General features: G+C 60.4%; 15 protein-coding genes. 2 read left to right on the top strand and 13 right to left on the bottom strand.

Annotated features, from left to right (window positions below; genetic code table 11):
• Positions 1 to 2: 2 nt before the first annotated feature.
• Positions 3 to 311, bottom strand: a complete 309-nt coding sequence (locus QDT79_RS00505) for a recombinase-like helix-turn-helix domain-containing protein (RefSeq protein WP_308316097.1) — start codon at positions 309 to 311, stop codon at positions 3 to 5.
• 2 nt (positions 312 to 313) lie between these two features.
• Complete coding sequence (locus tag QDT79_RS00510) at positions 314 to 631, bottom strand: non-heme iron oxygenase ferredoxin subunit (protein ID WP_063988738.1); 318 nt, start codon at positions 629 to 631, stop codon at positions 314 to 316.
• 398 nt (positions 632 to 1,029) lie between these two features.
• On the opposite strand from QDT79_RS00510, the gene QDT79_RS00515 reads away from it, so the two are divergent.
• Positions 1,030 to 2,271, top strand: a complete 1,242-nt coding sequence (locus QDT79_RS00515) for an MFS transporter (protein WP_308316098.1) — start codon at positions 1,030 to 1,032, stop codon at positions 2,269 to 2,271.
• Between the two features lie 110 nt (positions 2,272 to 2,381).
• Here QDT79_RS00515 and QDT79_RS00520 read toward each other — a convergent pair whose 3' ends face one another.
• From QDT79_RS00520 to yqgG, 4 genes are all read right to left on the bottom strand, one after another.
• Positions 2,382 to 2,534, bottom strand: a complete 153-nt coding sequence (locus QDT79_RS00520; protein WP_033638576.1) for a Hok/Gef family protein — start codon at positions 2,532 to 2,534, stop codon at positions 2,382 to 2,384.
• 344 nt (positions 2,535 to 2,878) lie between these two features.
• Complete coding sequence (gene speB, locus QDT79_RS00525) at positions 2,879 to 3,799, bottom strand: agmatinase (protein ID WP_004937606.1); 921 nt, start codon at positions 3,797 to 3,799, stop codon at positions 2,879 to 2,881.
• Between the two features lie 317 nt (positions 3,800 to 4,116).
• Entirely contained in the window at positions 4,117 to 6,093 is a 1,977-nt protein-coding gene (speA, locus tag QDT79_RS00530) for a biosynthetic arginine decarboxylase (protein WP_130017599.1), read from the bottom strand.
• 234 nt (positions 6,094 to 6,327) lie between these two features.
• Positions 6,328 to 6,471 carry a small protein YqgG gene (yqgG, locus tag QDT79_RS25140; protein ID WP_464017219.1) on the bottom strand — a complete coding sequence of 48 codons (144 nt, stop codon included), beginning with the start codon at positions 6,469 to 6,471 and terminating at the stop codon, positions 6,328 to 6,330.
• A 530-nt stretch (positions 6,472 to 7,001) separates the two neighbouring features.
• On the opposite strand from yqgG, the gene metK reads away from it, so the two are divergent.
• Entirely contained in the window at positions 7,002 to 8,156 is a 1,155-nt protein-coding gene (metK, locus tag QDT79_RS00535; protein WP_016926681.1) for a methionine adenosyltransferase, read from the top strand.
• Between the two features lie 124 nt (positions 8,157 to 8,280).
• Here metK and QDT79_RS00540 read toward each other — a convergent pair whose 3' ends face one another.
• From QDT79_RS00540 to hrpB, 7 genes are all read right to left on the bottom strand, one after another.
• A complete protein-coding gene (locus QDT79_RS00540; protein WP_039567912.1) occupies positions 8,281 to 8,433 on the bottom strand; it encodes a Hok/Gef family protein in 153 nt (50 codons plus the stop codon).
• A 312-nt stretch (positions 8,434 to 8,745) separates the two neighbouring features.
• Positions 8,746 to 10,734 (bottom strand): Fe(3+)-hydroxamate ABC transporter permease FhuB, encoded by a 1,989-nt coding sequence (gene fhuB, locus QDT79_RS00545; RefSeq protein WP_063988736.1) that lies wholly within the window; start codon positions 10,732 to 10,734, stop codon positions 8,746 to 8,748.
• Positions 10,731 to 11,639: a Fe(3+)-hydroxamate ABC transporter substrate-binding protein FhuD gene (gene fhuD, locus QDT79_RS00550; RefSeq protein ID WP_063988735.1), complete on the bottom strand. Its 909-nt coding sequence runs from the start codon at positions 11,637 to 11,639 to the stop codon at positions 10,731 to 10,733. Before fhuD ends, fhuB begins: the two co-directional genes overlap by 4 nt.
• A complete protein-coding gene (gene fhuC / locus QDT79_RS00555) occupies positions 11,639 to 12,436 on the bottom strand; it encodes a Fe3+-hydroxamate ABC transporter ATP-binding protein FhuC (protein ID WP_107227016.1) in 798 nt (265 codons plus the stop codon). Before fhuC ends, fhuD begins: the two co-directional genes overlap by 1 nt.
• A 47-nt stretch (positions 12,437 to 12,483) precedes the next feature.
• On the bottom strand, positions 12,484 to 14,670 hold the full coding sequence (fhuA, locus tag QDT79_RS00560) for a ferrichrome porin FhuA (protein ID WP_308316099.1): 2,187 nt from the start codon (positions 14,668 to 14,670) through the stop codon (positions 12,484 to 12,486).
• Between the two features lie 251 nt (positions 14,671 to 14,921).
• Positions 14,922 to 17,414: a bifunctional glycosyl transferase/transpeptidase gene (mrcB, locus tag QDT79_RS00565; RefSeq protein ID WP_063988732.1), complete on the bottom strand. Its 2,493-nt coding sequence runs from the start codon at positions 17,412 to 17,414 to the stop codon at positions 14,922 to 14,924.
• Between the two features lie 118 nt (positions 17,415 to 17,532).
• Positions 17,533 to 19,971 (bottom strand): ATP-dependent helicase HrpB, encoded by a 2,439-nt coding sequence (gene hrpB, locus QDT79_RS00570; protein ID WP_308316100.1) that lies wholly within the window; start codon positions 19,969 to 19,971, stop codon positions 17,533 to 17,535.
• Positions 19,972 to 20,091: the final 120 nt, after the last annotated feature.

The following is a 20,091-nucleotide window of genomic DNA, read 5'->3' on the forward strand; positions in this document are numbered from 1 at the left end:
GCTCAAAAACCGTTAACGTGAAGGAACTCGCGGAACGTCGTCTCATTCCACGGCTGGCCGCTGCGATCGAGCAGACGGCGCTCGTTCAACGCGCTGACGATCTGATCCAGCTCTTCCGCCCCCTGCTCGAAGATGGCTTCCAGCGCCGCCACCAGGGCGGTTTCGAAACCGTCCGGCACCCGAGCGCGGGTTTGCCAGATCACGTTGCGAAATTGGCCCGGCTGGTGGATTTGGCCGTTGCCGCCTTCACGGGCCGGCGTCACCTGTTGGGTGTCCGGCAGCCAGGGATTGAAATCGGTGATGTGCTGCATGATTACTCCTCCGGGATAAAGGTGATCTGGATTTGGTTGTCGACCACCCGGGTGGGATAGGTTTGCAGATCGCGGCCGCCCGGCTCGCGCAGGCACTGGCCGGTGCGCACGTCAAACAACGCTTCATGCAACGGGCACTCAACCTTGCCGTCGTCTACAAACCCCTGGCTGAGCAAGGCATAAGCATGCGGGCAAACGTCTTCCAACGCGTAGTAGTTACCGTCGAGCAGGTACACCCCGATCTCTTTGCCTTCCACTTTGCCGGAAAAAGGAAAATCTTCTTTCACCTGAGACACTTCGCACACATTCTTCCAGCTCATTGCTTTTGTCCTCTATCTGATTGTTTCATATATGAAACTCAGTTTCTTATTTAATACAGTCACTATAAGTCTGGCGAAACTTTCGTCAAGCGAGCGGAACGGCAAATGTTAATGAAAAGTTGTTTAAAAATGACAAATGCGGGAAGGATCACGAAATCATGCACCGATATGAAAAACCTATGTCAGTTGTGCGCTCTATCACTAATTTATGGCAAAAAATGCGTTGATTCCGACGATGCATTGCGCGTAAAAGTGTTTTCTCACTGTCTTTCACACCCTATTTGATAACAATAAATTTACATCAATCGACCTTATCCCCCGCGTTTGTGCTAAATGGCATCCTCGGGTGAGTTTACTGCTGCCTGAATTCGTCAACCGCTCGCACTGAGGAATGCACCGTGCAACAACGTCAACGCTGGTTTGGGGTGATCGCCCTGCTGTTTCTGATCGTTATCGCCTATGCGGATCGGGTCAATATCGCCGTGATGTTGGTCAATCCCGACTTCCTGCAACACTTCCAACTCGGCGGCGACCGCGCTCACCAGGGCACGCTGATGACGGTGTTTTTGCTCGGCTACGGCCTGTCCGCCATGTTGCTGACGCCGTTTCTGGAAACGCTGATGGGTTACCGCCGCGCGCTGACGCTGAGCGTGGTGCTGTGGGCGCTGCTCACCGCCGCCTCGCCGCTGGCGGGATCGCTGATGCTACTGTGCGTGGTGCGCGCGCTGCTTGGCGTCAGCGAAGGGCCGCTGTTCTCGCTGAAGACCATGTACATCGGCGATCATTTCTCCGCCGACGAGCGCGGCAAGCCCAACGCGGTCAGCACGCTGGGCGTTTCGTTGGGGCTGGTGCTCGGCTTTCCGCTGGTGAGTTTTCTGATGGCGCACTTCGGCTGGGCGATGTCGTTTCACCTGCTGGCGCTGCTCAACCTGCTGCTGGGGTTGGCGCTGGTGCGGCTGTTCGTTCATCCCCTTGCTCTGTCTTCATCCTCGCGCCCAGCCGATCCGCAACCGGTGCTGAGCCGCGTTTGGCACACCTTTGCGCTGGCCTGGCGCACGCCGATGCTCGGCTGGATCCTGCTGATCGAGATCGCCACGCTCAGCTATCTGTGGGGCTCCAGCGCCTGGCTGCCGGCGTATCTGACCGATGAAAAGGGATTCTCCATCAAGCAGATGGGCTGGATGGCCGCGCTGCCTTTCATCGTCAGCATCGCCTCCAAATACCTCGGCGGCGTGTTGCTCGATCGTATCCGCCCTTATCAGGCGCCGCTCATCTTCGTCTGCGGCGGTTCAGCGACCGCGCTGTGCATCTATGGCGTGATGAACAGCCATCAGCTTGGCTGGATCGCCTTCTTCCTGCTGGCGGCCAATGCCTGTTGGGGCGCGCAGGGCGCAGCGATACCCACTCTACTGCAACATTATGCGCGGTCGGAGGCGGTCGGCAGCGCCTATGGGCTGATCAACGGCATCGGCAATCTATTCTCGGCGTTTGTGCCAATGGCGATGGGCATGGTGATGGCCAGCCAAGGCAAGGTGTCTTCAGGCTTTGCGGTGCTGATCGCCTCGCAGTTGCTGACGCTGCTGGCGGGCGGCGCACTGTTTGGCCGCATGTTGCTGGCGCGGCAGGTGAAGCGGGCATAAACCCGTTTTCCTGTCCTGTTCGGCGGAAAACCGACAGCGTTGAGAGGGTGCTCATGGATCTGGACGCCAACAATCAGCAGACGGGGAACATCCCCCGTCGCCGGGTTGCCTTACCGTTCGGATTCGTAAGCCAAAATGGCCGCAACCTCCGTGTTGCCCGATCGGATCCGCAGCTCACACAGCGTGCTGCGGGTTATCCATGCCAGTGATATTACCGTGGCACAAATAACCACCAATTTTAACAGGCTCCGTTTGTTCGGCATCATGCCTTCTTCTCCTTGCCTCGCGGCGGGTAAGAGGCTAACTTAACGTTGTCTGGCGTTAGAGTTGGCCTCGGGTTGATGGATATCGACTCGGGGCTTTTCTCTTTGTACCTTTCACGCAGGCTCCAGATACAAAGATCCAGAGCACCCGCGCGCAGTATATTCATCCTCCCCGCACTCCCGGTTCCTTTTCTCTGACTCAGTTTCATTTCTGCGCGGGGTTGCGCAAAGGCGTTGCAACGGAATGAAAGGGACGACGAGAGGCGCCAAATGAGCGGTTCGGGGCAAAAAAAAACGACCCCCATACGATGGGAGCCGCTTTTTCAGCGAGGAGTGGCCTGGTGTCAGGCGTGTTTCTTCGCCGCCTGCAGGTACAGCATCTCCAGGCCCAGGGTCGCCGCGGCCAGCGCGGTGATCTCGGACTGGTCATAGGCCGGCGCCACTTCCACCACGTCCATGCCGACGATGTTCAGCGACTGCATGCCGCGCACCAGTTTCAGCGCGCGATCGGAGGTCAGGCCGCCGATCACCGGCGTGCCGGTGCCCGGTGCGAACGCCGGATCCAGGCAGTCGATGTCGAAGGTCAGATACACCGGCATATCGCCGACGATGCCTTTGATCTGGGTCAGCAGGTCATCCACGCTGCGATCGTTCACCTGCGCGGCGTCCAGCACGGTAAAGCCGTTGTCATGATCGAACTCGGTGCGAATACCGATCTGCACCGAGTGGTGCGGATCGATCAGGCCTTCGTTCGGGGCATGATAGAACATGGTGCCATGGTCGAACTTGCTGCCGTTGGCGTAGGTATCGGTATGGGCGTCGAAGTGCACCAGCGCCAGCTTGCCGAAATGCTTGGCGTGCGCGCGCAGCAGCGGCAGAGTCACGAAGTGGTCGCCGCCGAACGAGAGCATGCGCTTACCGGCCTTCAGCAGTTTCTCCGCGTGCGCCTGCAGCTTGTCGCTCATGTCCTGCGCATCGCCGAAATTGAACACGATGTCGCCGCAGTCAACCACGTTCAGGCGATCGCGCAGATCGAAGCTCCACGGCCAACGGTTGCCTTCCCAGGCCAGGTTGGTGGACACCTGACGGATGGCCGCCGGGCCATGACGGCCGCCGGCGCGACCGGAGGTCGCCATGTCAAACGGAATGCCGGTGATGACCCACTCTGCATCGCTGTCGTAAGGCATGAAGTTCAGCGGAAAGCGCAGGAAACCAAAGGCGTTGGACACTAATGAATTATCGGACTGATGGCCTAAGGTGCTCATAGTAAACCCTCGTAGTTCAACAAGTTGCCGGGCGCAGACGCCGGGCCGTTACAAAAAAAAATCCCTCCCGCGTCGTTAGCCCGACGAGAAAGGGATTGATACCCTGGATAATTGGAGTTGCATCAAGACGGCCAGGGCGGGAATCCCCAGGAGCTTACTCAAGTAAGTAACTGGGGTGAACGCACGCAGCCAACACAGAGGCTACTTCAAGTATGACGGGTAATTCGATGTTTGTTTCGGTGCTACCGATACGGCAGATTATGGCCGCATTTTGTTCATGCTTCAAGGGGGCCGACATTGCCCCCTGAAGAGGGCGGTTACTCGTCTTCCAGATACGTATAACCGTACAGGCCGGCCTCAAACTCTTCCAGGAACTGCGCCTGCAGCTCGCTGTCCAGATCGGTTTCTTTGACCTGATCGCGGAACTTGGCCAGCAGCGCGCTCGGATCGAGCTGCACGTACTCCAGCATATCCGCCACGGTGTCGCCCTCGTCGGACAGCTCGGTCTCGACGCTGCCGTCCGGGAACACGTACACGTCAACCGAGGCGGTGTCGCCGAACAGGTTGTGCATGTTGCCGAGGATCTCTTGGTACGCACCGACCATGAAGAAGCCCAGCGCCGGCGGGTTCTCCGGATCGTACGGCGGCATCGGCATAGTGGTCGCCACGCCGTCGCCGTCGACATAGTGGTCAATAGTGCCATCGGAGTCACAGGTAATGTCCAGCAACACAGCACGGCCTTCCGGCGGTTTATCCAGCCCTTCCAGCGGCAGCACCGGGAACAGCTGATCGATACCCCAGGCATCCGGCATCGACTGGAACAGCGAGAAGTTGACGTAGAACTTGTCCGCCATGCGTTCTTGCAGTTCGTCGATGATTGGACGGTGCGCACGGTTGCTCGGATCGAGCTGCTGCTGGATCTTGTTGCAGATGTTCAGATACAGCTGCTCGGCCCAGGCGCGCTTGGTCAGATCCAGCATGCCGTGCGCGTATTGGGTATGCACGTCGTGCAAATCCATCTGGCTGTCGTGCAGCCATTCGCGCAGCGAGCGGCGGTTTTCCGGCTCGTTCATTTCCAGCCAGGTTTCCCACATGCTTTCCAGCGCGCGCGGCGCGTCGGCTTCCGGCGGCAGCGGTTCGCTGAACTCGTTGCGCTCGACGCCGATCACGTTGGAGACCAGCACCGTGTGGTGCGCGGTCACGGCACGGCCGGACTCGGTGATCACCGTCGGGTGCGGCAGGCCGTGTTCGTTACAGGCGTCGCCGATGCCCCAAATCACGTTGTTGGCATATTCGTTCAGGCCATAGTTCACCGAGCAGTCGGACTGCGAGCGGGTGCCTTCGTAGTCGACGCCCAATCCGCCGCCCACGTCGAAGCACTGAATGTTGACGCCCAGCTTGTGCAGTTCAACGTAGAAGCGCGCCGATTCGCGCACGCCGGTGGCGATATCGCGAATGTTGGCCAACTGCGAGCCCAGGTGGAAGTGCAGCAGCTGCAGGCTGTCGAGGCGGCCCGCTTCGCGCAGGGTTTCCACCAGCTTCAGCACCTGCACCGCCGCCAGGCCGAACTTGGATTTTTCGCCGCCGCTCGACTGCCATTTGCCGGAGCCTTGCGACGCCAGACGCGCACGCACGCCCAGACGCGGTATGACGTTCAGCCGTTCGGCTTCTTCCAGCACCAGGTTGATCTCGGACATCTTCTCGATCACCAGGTACACCTTGTGCCCCAGTTTTTCCCCGATCAGCGCCAGGCGAATGTATTCACGATCTTTATAACCATTACAGACGATCACCGAGCGGGTCATGCCGGCATGCGCCAGCACCGCCATCAGCTCGGCCTTGGAGCCGGCTTCCAGCCCCAGCGGTTCGCCGGAGTTCACCAGCGACTCAATCACGCGGCGATGTTGGTTCACCTTGATCGGATACACCAGGAAATAGCCGCCCTGGTAGCCGAAGGACTCACGCGCGCGTTTGAACGCGGCGTTGATCGAGCGCAGGCGATGCTGAAGGATCTGCGGGAAGCAGAACAGCGCCGGCAGACGTTGGCCGTCTTTCTGGCGCGTTTTCACCAGTTCTGCCAGATCGACGCGCGCCTGCGGGACATCCGGGTCCGGGCACACGCTGATATGGCCCAGCTCGTTGACGTCATAGTAATTGTTGCCCCAGTAGGCGACGTTATAAGTACGCAGCATCTTGCTGGCATTACGATCATTCATGGCAACCTCCTGCATGGAGCGCAAAGATAAAGACTCGCCCGCAACCGGCGGACGGTGAATCAACAGATCATCAGACATGGTTCGCCTCACATTCCGCACTGACGAAACCGTCAGCCACTATCGCAGCTACAACCCGCGAGAACAACCCAACAAGCCGCGCCGGCGGCAGCGAAGAGAACTGCCGTTCGCGGTCAGCGATCGGTTTATCACTCATATAATTGTAAGACACCCTGTTCAAACCTCGTGAATCGGGCCAAGAAACATCCCACAGGAAGGCTGCAGGCTACCCTTGTTCAGTTCTTCAGACGACCGTTAGCCGGCCCGAGAATCCTGAGTAGCGGCCAAGTGTTTATCGCACCTGGTAAGTGACAGAGAGACAAGACGGGAAATAGCAGAAGAATGTGCGCCAGAACGGCACTGCTGTTGGGAACCCACAACCGGTAGACAACGGATCATTAATCCAACCACCTCCACGCACGCCGTTCGGAGTGAACGACCCAGCCTCTAAAATAGTGTAAGAACGTGACCGTTCGATGAAGCGGCGGCGCCACGGCGAACGCCCGCGACGGATAATAGCGCAACGCCGGCGAATGCAAAGCGGAAGTTTATCGCACCTTCCCCCACGCCAGACCGCCGTACTGTGCAGCAAATGAACCGCGCGCGCAGTTTATACCGGTAAGCAGGTGAAAAAGCAAAATGAAAATTCGCCGAAAACTGTTTCAAGCGATGAAAATGGCGCCAACCCGTTTGCGCAAAAGAGCGAAAGCGCAAAAAATTACTGGCAATCTGGCTAAACCCTGACCTAAAATAGACGTCCAGATGTTAATCCATCTATACTGGTTAACTGATAAACTGCTTAACGGCTTTGCCTGAGGGGCGTTGCAGGATGCATCTCGCGCCATCAGCGGAAGACCCTTCGCTTCGATGCCGGATCTCCAGCGCTGTGCAGTAATTTCTAACCCGTCTTATGCAAGGTACAGAACACAATGGCTAAACACCTCTTCACGTCCGAATCCGTCTCCGAAGGACATCCCGATAAAATCGCCGATCAGATCTCCGATGCCGTCCTCGACGCCATCCTGGAACAAGATCCGAAAGCGCGCGTCGCCTGCGAAACCTACGTGAAAACCGGCATGGTGCTGGTCGGCGGTGAAATCACCACCAGCGCCTGGGTCGATATCGAAGAGATCACCCGCAAGACCGTGCGCGAGATCGGCTACGTTCATTCGGACATGGGCTTTGACGCCAACTCCTGCGCAGTATTGAGCGCCATCGGCAAACAATCCCCGGACATCAATCAGGGCGTTGACCGTACCGATCCTCTCGAGCAGGGCGCCGGCGATCAGGGCTTGATGTTTGGCTACGCCACCAACGAAACCGACGTGCTGATGCCGGCCCCGGTGACCTACGCGCACCGTCTGGTGCAGCGCCAGTCCGAAGTGCGTAAAAACGGCACCCTGCCGTGGCTGCGTCCGGACGCGAAGAGCCAGGTGACCTTCCAGTACGACGACGGCAAAATCGTCGGCATCGACGCCGTGGTGCTGTCCACCCAGCATTCCGAAGATATCTCGCTGAAAGATCTGCAAGAAGCGGTGATGGAAGAGATCATCAAACCGGTCCTGCCGGCGGAATGGCTGACGGCAGGCACCAAATACCACATCAACCCGACCGGCCGTTTCGTCATCGGCGGCCCGATGGGCGACTGCGGCCTGACCGGCCGTAAGATCATCGTCGACACCTACGGCGGCATGGCGCGCCACGGCGGCGGCGCCTTCTCCGGTAAGGATCCGTCCAAGGTTGACCGTTCCGCGGCTTACGCGGCGCGCTACGTGGCGAAAAACATCGTCGCCGCCGGCCTGGCCGATCGCTGCGAGATCCAGGTGTCTTACGCTATCGGCGTAGCGGAACCGACTTCCATCATGGTGGAAACCTTCGGTACCGAGAAAGTGCCAACCGAACAGCTGACGCTGCTGGTGCGCGAATTCTTCGATCTGCGCCCATACGGCCTGATCCAGATGATGGATCTGCTGCAGCCGATCTACCGCGAAACCGCTGCCTACGGCCACTTCGGCCGCGAGCACTTCCCGTGGGAAGCGACCGACAAAGCCGCGCTGCTGCGCGATGCCGCCGGCCTGAAATAAGCCCCGACATCAACATGAAAACGGCGAGCCTGGGCTCGCCGTTTTTTTTTGAGCGGATGGGTGCTCCTGGATCAACGCATCGACTGCCGGCAAGCGGAGGCAAAGTCCCCGCCGCCGGGTTGCCTTACCGTTCGGATTCGTAAGCCAAAATGGCCGCAACCTCCGTAGTGCCCGCTCGGATCCGCAGCTCACACAGCGTGCTGCGGGTTATCCATGCCAGTGATATTACAGTGACACAAATAATCACCAGTTTTAACGGGCTGCGTTTGTTCGGCATCATGCCTTCTTCTCCTTGCCTCGCGGCGGGTAAGAGGCTAACTTAACGTTGTCGTGCGTTAGAGTAGGCCTCGGGTTAATGAATATCGACTCGGGGCTTTTCTCTTTGTATCTTTCGCAGAAGCTCCAGAGACAAAGATCCAGAGCACCCGCCCGCAGTATATTCATCTCACCGCCACGCCTCGTGTTCCTTTTCGCACGCAATATCGTTTTTGCTCACCCGTTCGCAGCCCCTTGCAACACCCTGAAAAATAAAAAAAGGCCCAGCGACGCTGAGCCTTTGATGACAGAAAAAGCACGGCCGAGACGCCGCTTACGACGTCTGCTTACGCAACAGATAAACGAAGTACGGCGCACCGATAAAGGTCGCCAATAACCCGGCGGGGATCTGATACGGGAACAGCAGCATCCGCCCGCACCAGTCGGCAAACACCATCAGCAAGCCGCCCAGCAGCGCGGCGATCACCATCTGCGGCAGCGCACGGCGGAAGCCCAACATGCGCGCCATGTGCGGCGCCATCAGCCCGACAAAGCTCAGCGGCCCTACGGTCAGGGTCGCCATCGCGGTCAGGGTGGCAGCCAGCAACAGAATGGCCAACCGCGCCGGCGTCAGCGCAATGCCCACCGAGCGGGCGGTGGCGCCGCCGAGCGGCAGGATGGTCAACCAACGGCGGCACAGCGGCGCCAATACCATCAATCCGGCGGCCACCAGCGCAGTGCGCAGCGCCTGCGCCGGCTCCACCGAATAGGTCGAACCGGAGAGCCAGGTCAGCAAGCCCCCCATACGCGGATCGCCGCTGGCCAACAGCAGGAAGATGACGGTGGTAAAGGCGGTACTGAGCGCGATACCGGCCAGCAGCATACGTTCGGTCGAGAAACCGCCGCGGCCTGCGGCGATCATGATGATCAGCAACGTCGCGGCCGCCCCCAGGCTGCCGGCGGGCAGCAACCATACGAAGGCGTCGCCCGGCACCATAAACAGCATCATCACGACGCCAAAAGCGGCACCGGAACTGATGCCCAACACTTCCGGGCTGGCCATTGGGTTGCCGGTCAATTTCTGGATCAGCGTGCCGGCGACCGCCAGCATCATGCCCGCCGCCAGCGCCGACAGCACGCGCGGCCAACGCCACGGCAGCAGAGCGTCCAGTTCTGTGCCCAGGCTCCAGTGCCAGCCGCCGGCATTTTTGCCCAGCATCAGCGCCAGCGTCAGGCCGATCAGCAGTACGAGGCCGCCCACCAGGATCCAGGTAGGCAGATTCCCACGTTCGGCAGGCACCTTGTCGCCGAGGTTCATCGGCGGCGGCGTAGCGGCGCTGCGCAGGCGCGGCAGTAGCCACAGCAGCAACGGCGCGCCGAACAGTGCGGTGGCCGCACCGGTCGGGATCTCGCGCCACACCTGCGTTACCCCGAGCATCACCTGATCGGTCAACCATAGCAACAGCGCCCCCAGCAACGGCGCCAGCATCATTCGGTGCGCCAGGCGGCGCGCGCCCAGCATCTTCGCCATCAGCGGCGCAAACAGGCCGATAAAGCCGATAACGCCCACCGCGCTCACCAGCATGGCGCTGAAGATAATGGCCACCCCCAAGGCGCAGAAGCGTGCCATCGACAGCCCCAGCCCCAGGTTGCGCGCTACGCCGTCGTCCAGCCCCAGCAGCGTCAGCGGGCGCAGCAACAGCGCCGCCAGCGCACCGGCCACCAGCAAGCGCGGCAGAATGAACTGCGCGGCGCTCCAGTCCTGTTGGTTCAACGCACCTGTGCCCCACAGGAACATGCCCTGCAGCTGATCGTAATGAAACAGCGCCAACAGGCTGTTGACCGCGCCGCAGTACAACCCCAGCACCAGCCCGGCCAGAATCAGCGTGACCGGCGACATCCGCTTGCCCCAGGCGACGCCGAACACCAGCCCGCCCACCACAATCGCACCCACCATAGCGGCCAGCTGGCGGGTGAATTCGCCCCCCGGCAGCACCCACAGCGTGGCGATGGTCAGGCCGAGCTGCGCGCCGGCGGCAACGCCGAGCGTCGACGGCTCCGCCAACGGATTGCGCAACACCTGCTGGAACAGGACGCCGACCAGCCCCAGACCGGCGCCGGCCAACAGCGACACCGTCAACCGCGGCAGCAGGCTGTAATGGAACAGCATTTGCCGCACGTCGTCGATGTCCGGCGCGCTGAGCGCCCGCGCCCAGTGCGCCGGCGGCAGCTGCTGCGCCAGGTTGTATATCGTCAGGCCACCTGCCGCCGCCAGCAACAGCAGGATCAGCGTCAGCGGTAATCTCCGGATGCCCGAATTCATGCCCCACTCTCCTGGGCCTGCGCCAACAGGCGGCAAAACCGCATCGTCGACAGCGTGGCGCCGTAGAACCACACCGCCGGCACCTGCCGCAGCTGGTTTTGCCGCACGAAGGGCAACGACTGCCATAACGGCGTCGCACTGACCTTATCCATCATCGCCTGATTGCCGTGATCGAGGTAGATGACCCGGGCGTTACGCACCGTGGCCAACCGTTCAATACCCACCACCGCCGTGCCCCAAAAGTCGGTTTGCTCCTGCCAGGCATTGCGAATGCCCAGTTGGTCCATCGCTTCCTGGAACAGGCTTTTCTGGCCGATGATCAACGCATGGCGCGTGTCGATCAGTGAAAACAACAGCAGCGGTTGCCGGGTGTAGCTTTGCAGGCGCTGACGCGCATCCTGCATAAAGCGGTCAAACTGCGCCAGGTGGTTTACCGCCCGGCTTTCGATGCCCAACCGCTGGCCCAGCGCCATCAGCGACTGGCGTGCGACGGTTAGCGGTTTGCCGCTGCCGTCGTTGAAGCCAAAGCTCATGGTTGGCGCGATGGGTTGGATTTTTCGCGGCGTCGGGCCATAGCCTTGCGACAGCAACACCAGCGAAGGCTGGAGCTGCTGCAGCAGTTCGAGGTTAGGTTCGGTGCGCTGACCAACGTCGACCACCGTCGCCGGCAGCTTCGGCTCCGCCACCCACAAGTTGTAGTTATGCACATCGGCCACCGCCAGCGGCGTCACGCCCAATGCCAACAGCAGCTCGATCGGCAGCCATTCCAGCGCCGCAACGCGCGCGATATCCGGCGGCGCATCCGCCGCTCGGCCGGGCAACGAGCCCAACAGCGGCGACAGCGCCAGCGCCATCAACAAACGGCGGCGCAGCGGATCGTGAGAAGAAGTGAATGCAGAAGACATCAGTAGACAAAACTCACCGGCGCGCCACCGCTCGGGTGTGGCAACGTGCCCATAGGAATACCGTAAATTTGCTCCAGCACCGGCCCCTGCATCAGTTCCAGCGGGCCGCCCTGGGCGATCATTTCCCCGCCGCGCAGCGCCACCAGATGGTCGCAGTAGCGTGCCGCCATGTTGATGTCGTGCAGCACGGCGATCACCGTGAGATCGCGTTCGCGGCTCAAACGCTGGATGAGCGCCAGCACCTCGACCTGGTGCGCGATGTCCAGCGCCGACGTCGGTTCGTCAAGCAGCAGGCAGCGGCTGTCCTGCGCCACCATCATCGCCAGCCAGGCGCGTTGGCGCTCGCCGCCGGACAGGCTGTCCACCAGGCGGTTGGCGAACGGCTTCAGCCCCACCAGTGAAATGGCCTCTTCGACCAATTGGCGATCGTTGGCACCAAAACGCCCCAGCGCGCCGTGCCACGGATAGCGGCCGACGGCCACCAGCTCGCGCACCGTCATGCCTTCCGCCGCCGGCAACTGCTGCGGCAGGTAAGCCACCTGGCGGGCGAAGGATTTGCTGTCCCACTGCGCCAACGGCTGCTGATTGAGCAAGACCTGACCGCTGCTGGGGGCATGGTGCCGCCCGAGCAGTTTCAACAGGGTGGATTTACCTGAACCGTTATGGCCGATCAGGCCGCAGACGTTGCCCTGGGGAAAACTGAGCGACAGCGGTTGCAACAGCACCCGGCCGGGGACGGCGAAGCTGGCGTTATCCAGCGCGAAGGTCGCGCCGGGATTAAGAAGTTTGTCCTGCATAGATCCTGCTTTGTCCGGGACGACGCAGCGCCGCCCCGGCTATCCGGTTAGAAACGGAAGGTTGCGGTGGCGACCACCTGGCGTTCTGCGCCCCAGTAGCAGCCATAGGTAGCAAAGCAGCTGGAGACATATTCTTTGTCAAACAGGTTGTTCACATTGATGCCAATAGAAGAGCCCGGCAAATTGAAACGCGCCAGATCATATTTTATCGCGGCATCAAACACCGTGTAATCCTTCACTTTAAACGTATTGGCCTCGTCACCATAGCTGGAGCCGACATAACGAACGCCGGAGCCCAAGGTCAAGCCGCTGATCGCGGTTTCATGGAAGGTGTAATCCGCCCACAAAGAAGCCATGTGTTTAGGGATAGCGGAAGGTGTATTTCCCTGTAGCGAAGTATCTTTAGTATATTCAGCATCCGTGTAGGTGTAAGAGCCCAACAGATTGAGGTTAGCCGACAAGGCCGCCTTCGCCTCCAACTCAATCCCACGAGAACGGACCTCCCCACCCTGGACGCTAAAGAACGGGTGTTCTAAGTCGGCCACTTTATTGTTGGTTTTAGTCAACTGGTAAAGCGCCAAACTGGCGGTGATCGGACGATCCTTAGGTGCGTATTTAACCCCAGCCTCATACTGTTTGCCTTTAGAGGCAGCAAACGTATTACCTGAAAAATCAGTGCCCGAGGTTGGCTCAAACGATTCGCTGTAGCTGACATAAGGCGCGATGCCGTTTTCGAAAACATAGTTCAAGCCAGCACGGCCGGTAAACTGGTTATCCTGCTGCTTAGAGACGGAATTCTGGTTCAGGCGATTGGTGCTGTTGGTATCGCTCCAATCATAGCGCCCCCCCATCGTCAGAACCCAGTTGTTCCATTCAGCCTGATCTTGCACATACAGGCCGGTCTGCTCCTGACGGTTAACCTGACTGGCACCACCGGTAATGGTATAGCTTCGATTGCCATATTGTGGAGCAATGACATTCAGATTGGATGCACTGCCATATTGATAAACGACATCATTGCGCATACGCATATAATCAACGCCCATCAACACGATATGGTCAACTTGCCCGGTAGCAAATTTAGCCTGCGCCTGTGTGTCTACTGCAAAGCTGGACATATGCTCTTTGGAGTTCATCACGCCACGCTTCAGCTCAGCGGAATTATCTGGATCAATGCCTAAACCATAAATAGAACGGTAGTCCACATCCATTTTCGAATAGCGCAGGTTTTGGCGCACGGTCCAAACATCATCGAAAGCATGTTCAAAGGCATACCCCACCATTTGCTGCTTGCGAGAAATGTTGTTATAGCCCGGCTCACCATCGTTGAAGCTGGTTGGTAGCTTACCATTGACGCCATTTTGCACCGTACCTTCTTTCGGCAACCAGCCATAGAAGCCAACGCTAGGGTCATCCTGGAAACTGCTGAGGAAAGTCAAAGAAGTGCGATCATCAGGTCGCCAGCTGAAGGAAGGAGCAATAGCATAACGTTTGCTTTTCTCGCCAACCTGCTGCTGATCTTCATCGCGCGCCACACCAGTCAGACGATATGAATAAACACCCGCATCATCCAAGGCATCACTGAAATCAAAACCGGTCTGGAACAGATTATCTGTCCCCATTTTAAATTGAACTTCGCGAAGCGTCTCTGTTGTCGGCCGTTTACTGACCAGCGCGACCACCCCACCTGGATTGCTTTTGCCATACAATACCGAAGACGGCCCGCGCAGAACTTCCGCTCGCTCCAAGAAGTATGGGTCGATCTGATAAATCGAATAGTTATCGTCCTGCAGCTTCAGACCATCCAGGTACATATTGGTACCTACAGAGCTGAATCCACGAATGTTCACAGCATCATAAGCGGTGGAGGCTCCGCGATTCCCAATCATCACACCTGGGGTATAAGCCAGCGCGCCTTTCACCGTATCCGGCTGGCGCATGTCCATCTCTTCACGCGTTACCACGGAAACGGACTGCGGGTTCTTTTCGATTGGCGTATCGGTCTTGGTACCGGTGGCGCTGCGCTTGGCGACATAGGTGCCGACCGGCCCCCAGGCGCTTTCCTGCTGGGCGGTATTGCTGCCGCCCACAACGGTAATCGTGTCTTCCTTGGCGTCGGCGGAGAAAGCCGGCATCGCCAACGTGCCCAGCGCCGCAGCGACGGTGAGCGCTAACGCGCTGGCAGGGGTACGGCTCAGCTTGGCCGCGGATGATGAAAGACGCTTGGTCGGCATAGTTGATTTCTCTGATGAATTATTAAATGACGAATGTAAACGATAATAATTATTATAAGCGTCGCATTTTATGCAGAAGCCAAATTAAACTGCAAGCCGAATTCATAGGGCAAATAGGTTAAGGATTAGGCGCTTAGCCTTGCACTTAGCAGGGAAATAAAACGAGCAGAAAAATAAAAAAGCCCGCAACCAAGGTTACGGGCTTAATAACAAAGAAAAAATTTTCACCGGGGCCGACGCCCCGGTAGCGATTACTGGCCGAACATATCCTTGATCCAGCCGGCGACGCCATCGCCATCTTTTTGCTCACCCGCCGCCGGTTGCTGCTGTTGCTGCACCGCCGCCTGGCTGGCCTGACACAATCCCTGCGGATTGTCGGTCCAGACCGGGATGGTGCGCCAGCTGCTGCCGCCGCAGATAAAGTTGCCGGCAGAGTCGATGCTCATCTGGTTAATGCCTTCCGGCGGCTGCAGCATCAGCGGCAGCGGCGTCTGGTTTTCCAGATAACGGCGATACAGGGTCAAGGCTCCGTTGGCGCCGGTCAGCTTGGCCGGGCCGTTGTTGTCGCGCCCTACCCAGGCGATCGCCACTTCCTTGCCGTCGATGCCGGCGAACCAGCTGTCGCGCAGATCGTTGGTGGTACCAGTTTTCGCCGCCAGGTTGTAGTTCGGGAACTTCACCGACAGCGAACGGGAAGTCCCGCGCGCCACGCCCTGTTGCATCGCGTACAGCGTCAGGTAAGCGGCCTGCGCCGGCACCATGCGTTCCGCCTGCGGGAAGCTCTGGTACAGCACCGTGCCGTCTTCGGCGATCACCGAACGTACCGCCGACAGCGGCGCGCGGTTGCCGCCGCTGGCGATGGTCTGGTACTCCTGCGCGACTTCCATCGGCGTCAGGCCGATCGCCCCCAGCAGCATCGACGGCACCGGGTTGATCTCCGCTTTCGGGATGCCCAGGCGTTGCAGCGTGGCGCTGATCTGATCCAGCCCGACCGACAGGCCGAGGTTCACCGTCGGCACGTTCAGCGAGTTGGCCAACGCATCCACCAGCATCACCTGACCGCGGAATTTGCGATCATAGTTGTTCGGCTGCCAGACGGCGCCGTTCGGCTGTTTCAGCGACAGCGGCGCATCCGCCAGCCAGGTGTTGAGGCGGTATTTATCCGGTTCGGACAGCGCGGTCAGGTACGTCGGCGGTTTGGCCAGCGAGCCGACCAGGCGGCGCGCCTGCATCGCGCGGTTGAAGCCGGCGAACTGCGGGTTGGCGCCGCCGACCATGGCGCGCACTTCACCGCTGAAGCGATCGACGATCACCATCGCCGCCTCCAGATCCTGCAGGTGACGCGCAGCGCGCAGCGCCGGAATGCCGTCTTCGACCGCTTTTTCCGCCGCGTCTTGCGACACCGGATCCAGCGTGGTGAAGATCTTCACGCCGGACAGATCATTCACCTTATCGCCGAGCTTGCTCTGCAGTTCCTGACGCACCATCTGCATAAACGCCGGCTGTGGCGTAATGACGCCGCCTTTCGGCTGCACGCCCAGCGGGCGTGCGCTCAGCATGTCATACAGCTCGCCGTCGATCACGCCCTGGTTCTGCAGCAGTTTGAGCACCAGGTTGCGGCGTTCCAGTGCCAGCTTCGGGTTACGCCACGGGTTGTACAGCGACGCGCCCTTGACCATGCCGACCAGCAGCGCCTGCTGATCGAGGCTCAGCTCGTCCACCGGACGGCCGAAGTAATACAGGCTGGCCAATGGGAAACCGCGGATCTGGTCGCTGCCGCTCTGACCGAGGTACACCTCGTTCAGATACAGCTCCAGAATGCGGTCCTTGCTGTAACGGTAATCCACCAGCAGCGCCATATAGGCTTCGTTGGCCTTACGCCACAGCGAACGCTCGTTGGTCAGGAACAGGTTCTTCACCAGCTGCTGCGTCAGGGTACTGCCGCCTTGCACCGCACGACCGGCGGTCAGGTTGGCCAGCACCGCACGGCCGATGGAGTACGGGCTGATGCCGTCATGCTCATAGAAATGGCGGTCTTCCGTGGCGATCAACGTATCCACCAACAGATCCGGGAAACCGGAGCGCGGCACGAACAGGCGCTGTTCACCGTTCGGCGACTGCAGCATGGTGATAAGACGCGGATCGAGGCGGAAGAAGCCGAAGCTGCGGCCACTGTCCAGGTTTTCGATCTTCGCCAGACGGTTGTTCTGGAAATCGAGACGGGCGCGGATCTGCCCTTCTTTACCATCCGGGAAGTCGAACGGGCGGCGCAGCATCTCGATGCTGTTGGCCTGCACGGTGAATTCGCCCGGTCGCGTCATGCGGCTGACCTGGCGATACTGCATGCCTTCCAGCAGGTTGACCATCTCCTTCTTGCTGTACGGCATGCCCGGTTCCAGGTTGACCATGCGACCGTACACCGCCGCCGGCAACTGCCAGACTTTGCCGTCGATGCGGCTGCGGATCTGCGAATCCAGATAGACGCCATAGATCGCCAACAGCACGGCGAGCACCAGGATCAGTTTGATTATCAGGCCAAGCCAGCGGCGTTTTTTACGCGGCGGAGTCGCTTTTACCTTACGCGGCATGCGTTCCTCCTCCTCTTCATACTCATCATCGTCATACTCGTCTTCTTCGTAATCGTCATAATCGTCGTCTCGGCGACGGCGCGGCGGCTTGCGCGACGCGGTGTTTTTTGGTTGTTTTCCTTTGCGCCCGATGGGCTCGCGGTCATCCCCAGCCATGGCTGTTGTTCTCCGAGCTTGCCGACACTGCCGGCCATGATTAGTCGCTTAATCTGTGCCTACGCCGCAGCGCTGACCAGAAGAAACATCTGAATTCCAAACCTTGAATGATCGCGACCTACTGATATTTCTTCGTTCGGCGCGTCGGTACCGCCGTGGCCGGATCGTCCGGCCAAACGTGTTTCGGATAGCGGCCCTTCATCTCTTTTTGCACCTCGCGGTAGGCGCCTTGCCAGAAGGCCGCCAGATCGCCGGTGATTTGCAACGGCCGGTGCGCCGGTGAGAGTAACTCAAGCACCACCGGGATGCGACCCTCCGCCAACATCGGGCTGCGCTGCTCGCCGAACACCTCCTGCAAACGCACCGCCAGCGCCGGCGGTTTGCCGGCCTCATAACGGATCGGCAGGCGGCTACCGGTCGGCACAGTGTAATGAGTGGGTAGCGCATTATCCAGCCGCTGCTTTTGCTGCCAGTCCAGCAGGCGGGACAGCGCCTCGGCGATGTTGACCTGCTTCAAGCCGCGCAGATCGCGAACGCCGTTCAGCGACGGCAACAGCCACTGCTCCAGCGCCGCCAGCAGCGGCTCTTCATCCATTGCCGGCCATTCCGCCTCCGGCAACCAGGCTTGCGCGCACTGCAGGCGCACCCGCAATTGTTCGGCGGCCCCCTCCCAGTTGAGCACCGCCAGCCCCTGCGCGCGCACCCAGTCGAGCAGCGCCTGCTGCAGCTCTTCGTCCGCCGGCTTGGCCAGCGGTTGGGCGCGCAGCGTCAGACGGCCGATCTGCTGGCGCTTCCAGGCGCGCAACGTGCCCTTCTCTTCATCCCACTCCACCGCAGTGCGCTGCGTGACGATCGCCGGCAGCTGCGCCGCCAGCGCTTCGATGTCCACCGGCAGCGCCAGCAGGATACGCGCATCGGGGCTGTTGTGGCCCTGCAACAGGCTGGGGACGATAAGCCAGGGTGCGCGCGACAGCGCCTCGTCCTGGTTCATCGCCGCCCCCATGCCGTTAGCCAGCAGGTAGCGGCCATCCTGCCCACGCCGCTGGGCGATACGATCGGTAAATGCCTGCGCCAACAGGCGCGGCGCCAGATCGACGTCGACTTGCCCCGCTCGTTGCGGCAGGCGTTTGGCCAACTGCACGGCGCGCTGCCGCCAGTTTGGTTGCGGGCGGCTCAGCCAGTAGCCGATATCCATCTGCCCACCGCGCGGCGGTTCTTCCAGCAATGCCGCCAGCAACGCCGCCGTCGCCAGGCCGTCGGCACTCAGCGCCGCGCCGGTGACCAGCATCGCCGCCAACCGCGGCTCGCATCCCAGCGCGGCCATCTGGCGCCCCGGTGCGGTGAGTTTGTCACCGTCATCCGTAGCCCCCAACCGGTGCAGCAACGCCCTGGCCGCCGCCAATGCGGCGGCAGGAGGCGCATCCAGCCAGGTCAGCTGCGCCGGATCGTGGCATCCCCACTGCAGCAACTCGAGCCAGAAGCCGGTGAGATCGCTCTGTAAAATGTCCGGTTCGGCGTGTTCCGCCGCGCGCTCTGCCTGTTCTTTGGCGAACAGATGCCAGCAAATGCCCGGCTCCAGGCGCCCGGCGCGCCCGGCACGCTGCACCATCGAGGCCTGACTGATGCGCTGCGTCACCAGCCGCGTCAAACCGTTGCGCACGTCGTAGCGCGCCACGCGCTCCAGACCGCTGTCCACCACCAGCCGAATGCCCTCGATCGTCAGGCTGGTTTCGGCGATGTTGGTCGCCAGCACCACCTTGCGGCGGCCAGGTGCCGCCGGCTGAATCGCTTTTTGCTGCTGCGCCAAAGGCAAAGCGCCATACAGCGGGCAAAGATCGGTATCGCTCGCCACCTCGCCGGTCAATCGCTCCAGCACCCGATGGATCTCCGCCACGCCCGGCAGGAACAGCAGCAAAGATCCCGGCTGTTCGGCCAACAGGCGCTTCACCGCCGCCGCTACGCCATCCTCCAGCCGCTGATGGCTGGCCAACGACTGATACAGACGCTCAACCGGGAAGCTGCGCCCCTCGGACACCACCACCGGCGCTTCCGGCAGCAGCTGCGACAGGCGAGCGTTGTCCAGGGTGGCCGACATGATCAGCAGTTTCAGATCGTCGCGCAGCCCTTGCTGCACGTCGAGCAGCAGCGCCAGCGCCAGATCGGCCTGCAGGCTGCGTTCGTGGAACTCATCGAGGATCACCAACGACACGCCCTGCAGCTCGGCGTCCTGCTGCAGCATGCGGGTGAGAATGCCTTCCGTCACCACTTCCAGCCGGGTTTGCGGCCCGCTTTTACTTTCGGCGCGCATGCGGTAGCCCACGGTCTGGCCGGGCTCCTCCCCCAGTTGCTGCGCCAGGCGATAGGCGACGTTTTTCGCCGCCAGCCGCCGCGGCTCCAGCATGATAATACGCCCCGGCAACCCGGCCTTAGCCAGGATCTGCAGCGGCAGCCAGGTGGATTTACCGGCGCCGGTCGGGGCGTGCAACAGCACCTGAGGAGCGGACTGCAATGCAGCCAGCAACTCATCAAGCACCGCGCTGACGGGCAATGAAGACACTGAGCTCTCCGTGGTGGTTAACGTTAAACGGCGTACAGTGTAGCATTAGCTTTGTCCCCGTAGCCTTTCAAACTGCGGCGGCGTTAGCTATAGTACGGAGCTCGTCCATGCGTCCCGCTT

This window comes from Serratia marcescens (assembly GCF_029846115.1).
In the GTDB taxonomy this organism is placed as follows: domain Bacteria; phylum Pseudomonadota; class Gammaproteobacteria; order Enterobacterales; family Enterobacteriaceae; genus Serratia; species Serratia marcescens_L.

Excerpts from the sequence above, each read along its gene's own strand:
- QDT79_RS00510 (WP_063988738.1), bottom strand. The coding sequence starts at position 631 with ATGAGCTGGAAGAATGTGTGCGAAGTGTCTCAGGTGAAAGAAGATTTT.
- speB (WP_004937606.1), bottom strand. The coding sequence starts at position 3,799 with ATGAGCACCTTAGGCCATCAGTCCGATAATTCATTAGTGTCCAACGCC.
- metK (WP_016926681.1), top strand. The coding sequence starts at position 7,002 with ATGGCTAAACACCTCTTCACGTCCGAATCCGTCTCCGAAGGACATCCC.
- fhuD (WP_063988735.1), bottom strand. The coding sequence starts at position 11,639 with ATGTCTTCTGCATTCACTTCTTCTCACGATCCGCTGCGCCGCCGTTTG.
- fhuC (WP_107227016.1), bottom strand. The coding sequence starts at position 12,436 with ATGCAGGACAAACTTCTTAATCCCGGCGCGACCTTCGCGCTGGATAAC.
- QDT79_RS00520 (WP_033638576.1), bottom strand. The coding sequence starts at position 2,534 with ATGCCGAACAAACGGAGCCTGTTAAAATTGGTGGTTATTTGTGCCACG.
- mrcB (WP_063988732.1), bottom strand. The coding sequence starts at position 17,414 with ATGGCTGGGGATGACCGCGAGCCCATCGGGCGCAAAGGAAAACAACCA.
- fhuB (WP_063988736.1), bottom strand. The coding sequence starts at position 10,734 with ATGAATTCGGGCATCCGGAGATTACCGCTGACGCTGATCCTGCTGTTG.
- speA (WP_130017599.1), bottom strand. The coding sequence starts at position 6,093 with ATGTCTGATGATCTGTTGATTCACCGTCCGCCGGTTGCGGGCGAGTCT.
- QDT79_RS00540 (WP_039567912.1), bottom strand. The coding sequence starts at position 8,433 with ATGCCGAACAAACGCAGCCCGTTAAAACTGGTGATTATTTGTGTCACT.
- yqgG (WP_464017219.1), bottom strand. The coding sequence starts at position 6,471 with ATGATCCGTTGTCTACCGGTTGTGGGTTCCCAACAGCAGTGCCGTTCT.
- fhuA (WP_308316099.1), bottom strand. The coding sequence starts at position 14,670 with ATGCCGACCAAGCGTCTTTCATCATCCGCGGCCAAGCTGAGCCGTACC.
- QDT79_RS00505 (WP_308316097.1), bottom strand. The coding sequence starts at position 311 with ATGCAGCACATCACCGATTTCAATCCCTGGCTGCCGGACACCCAACAG.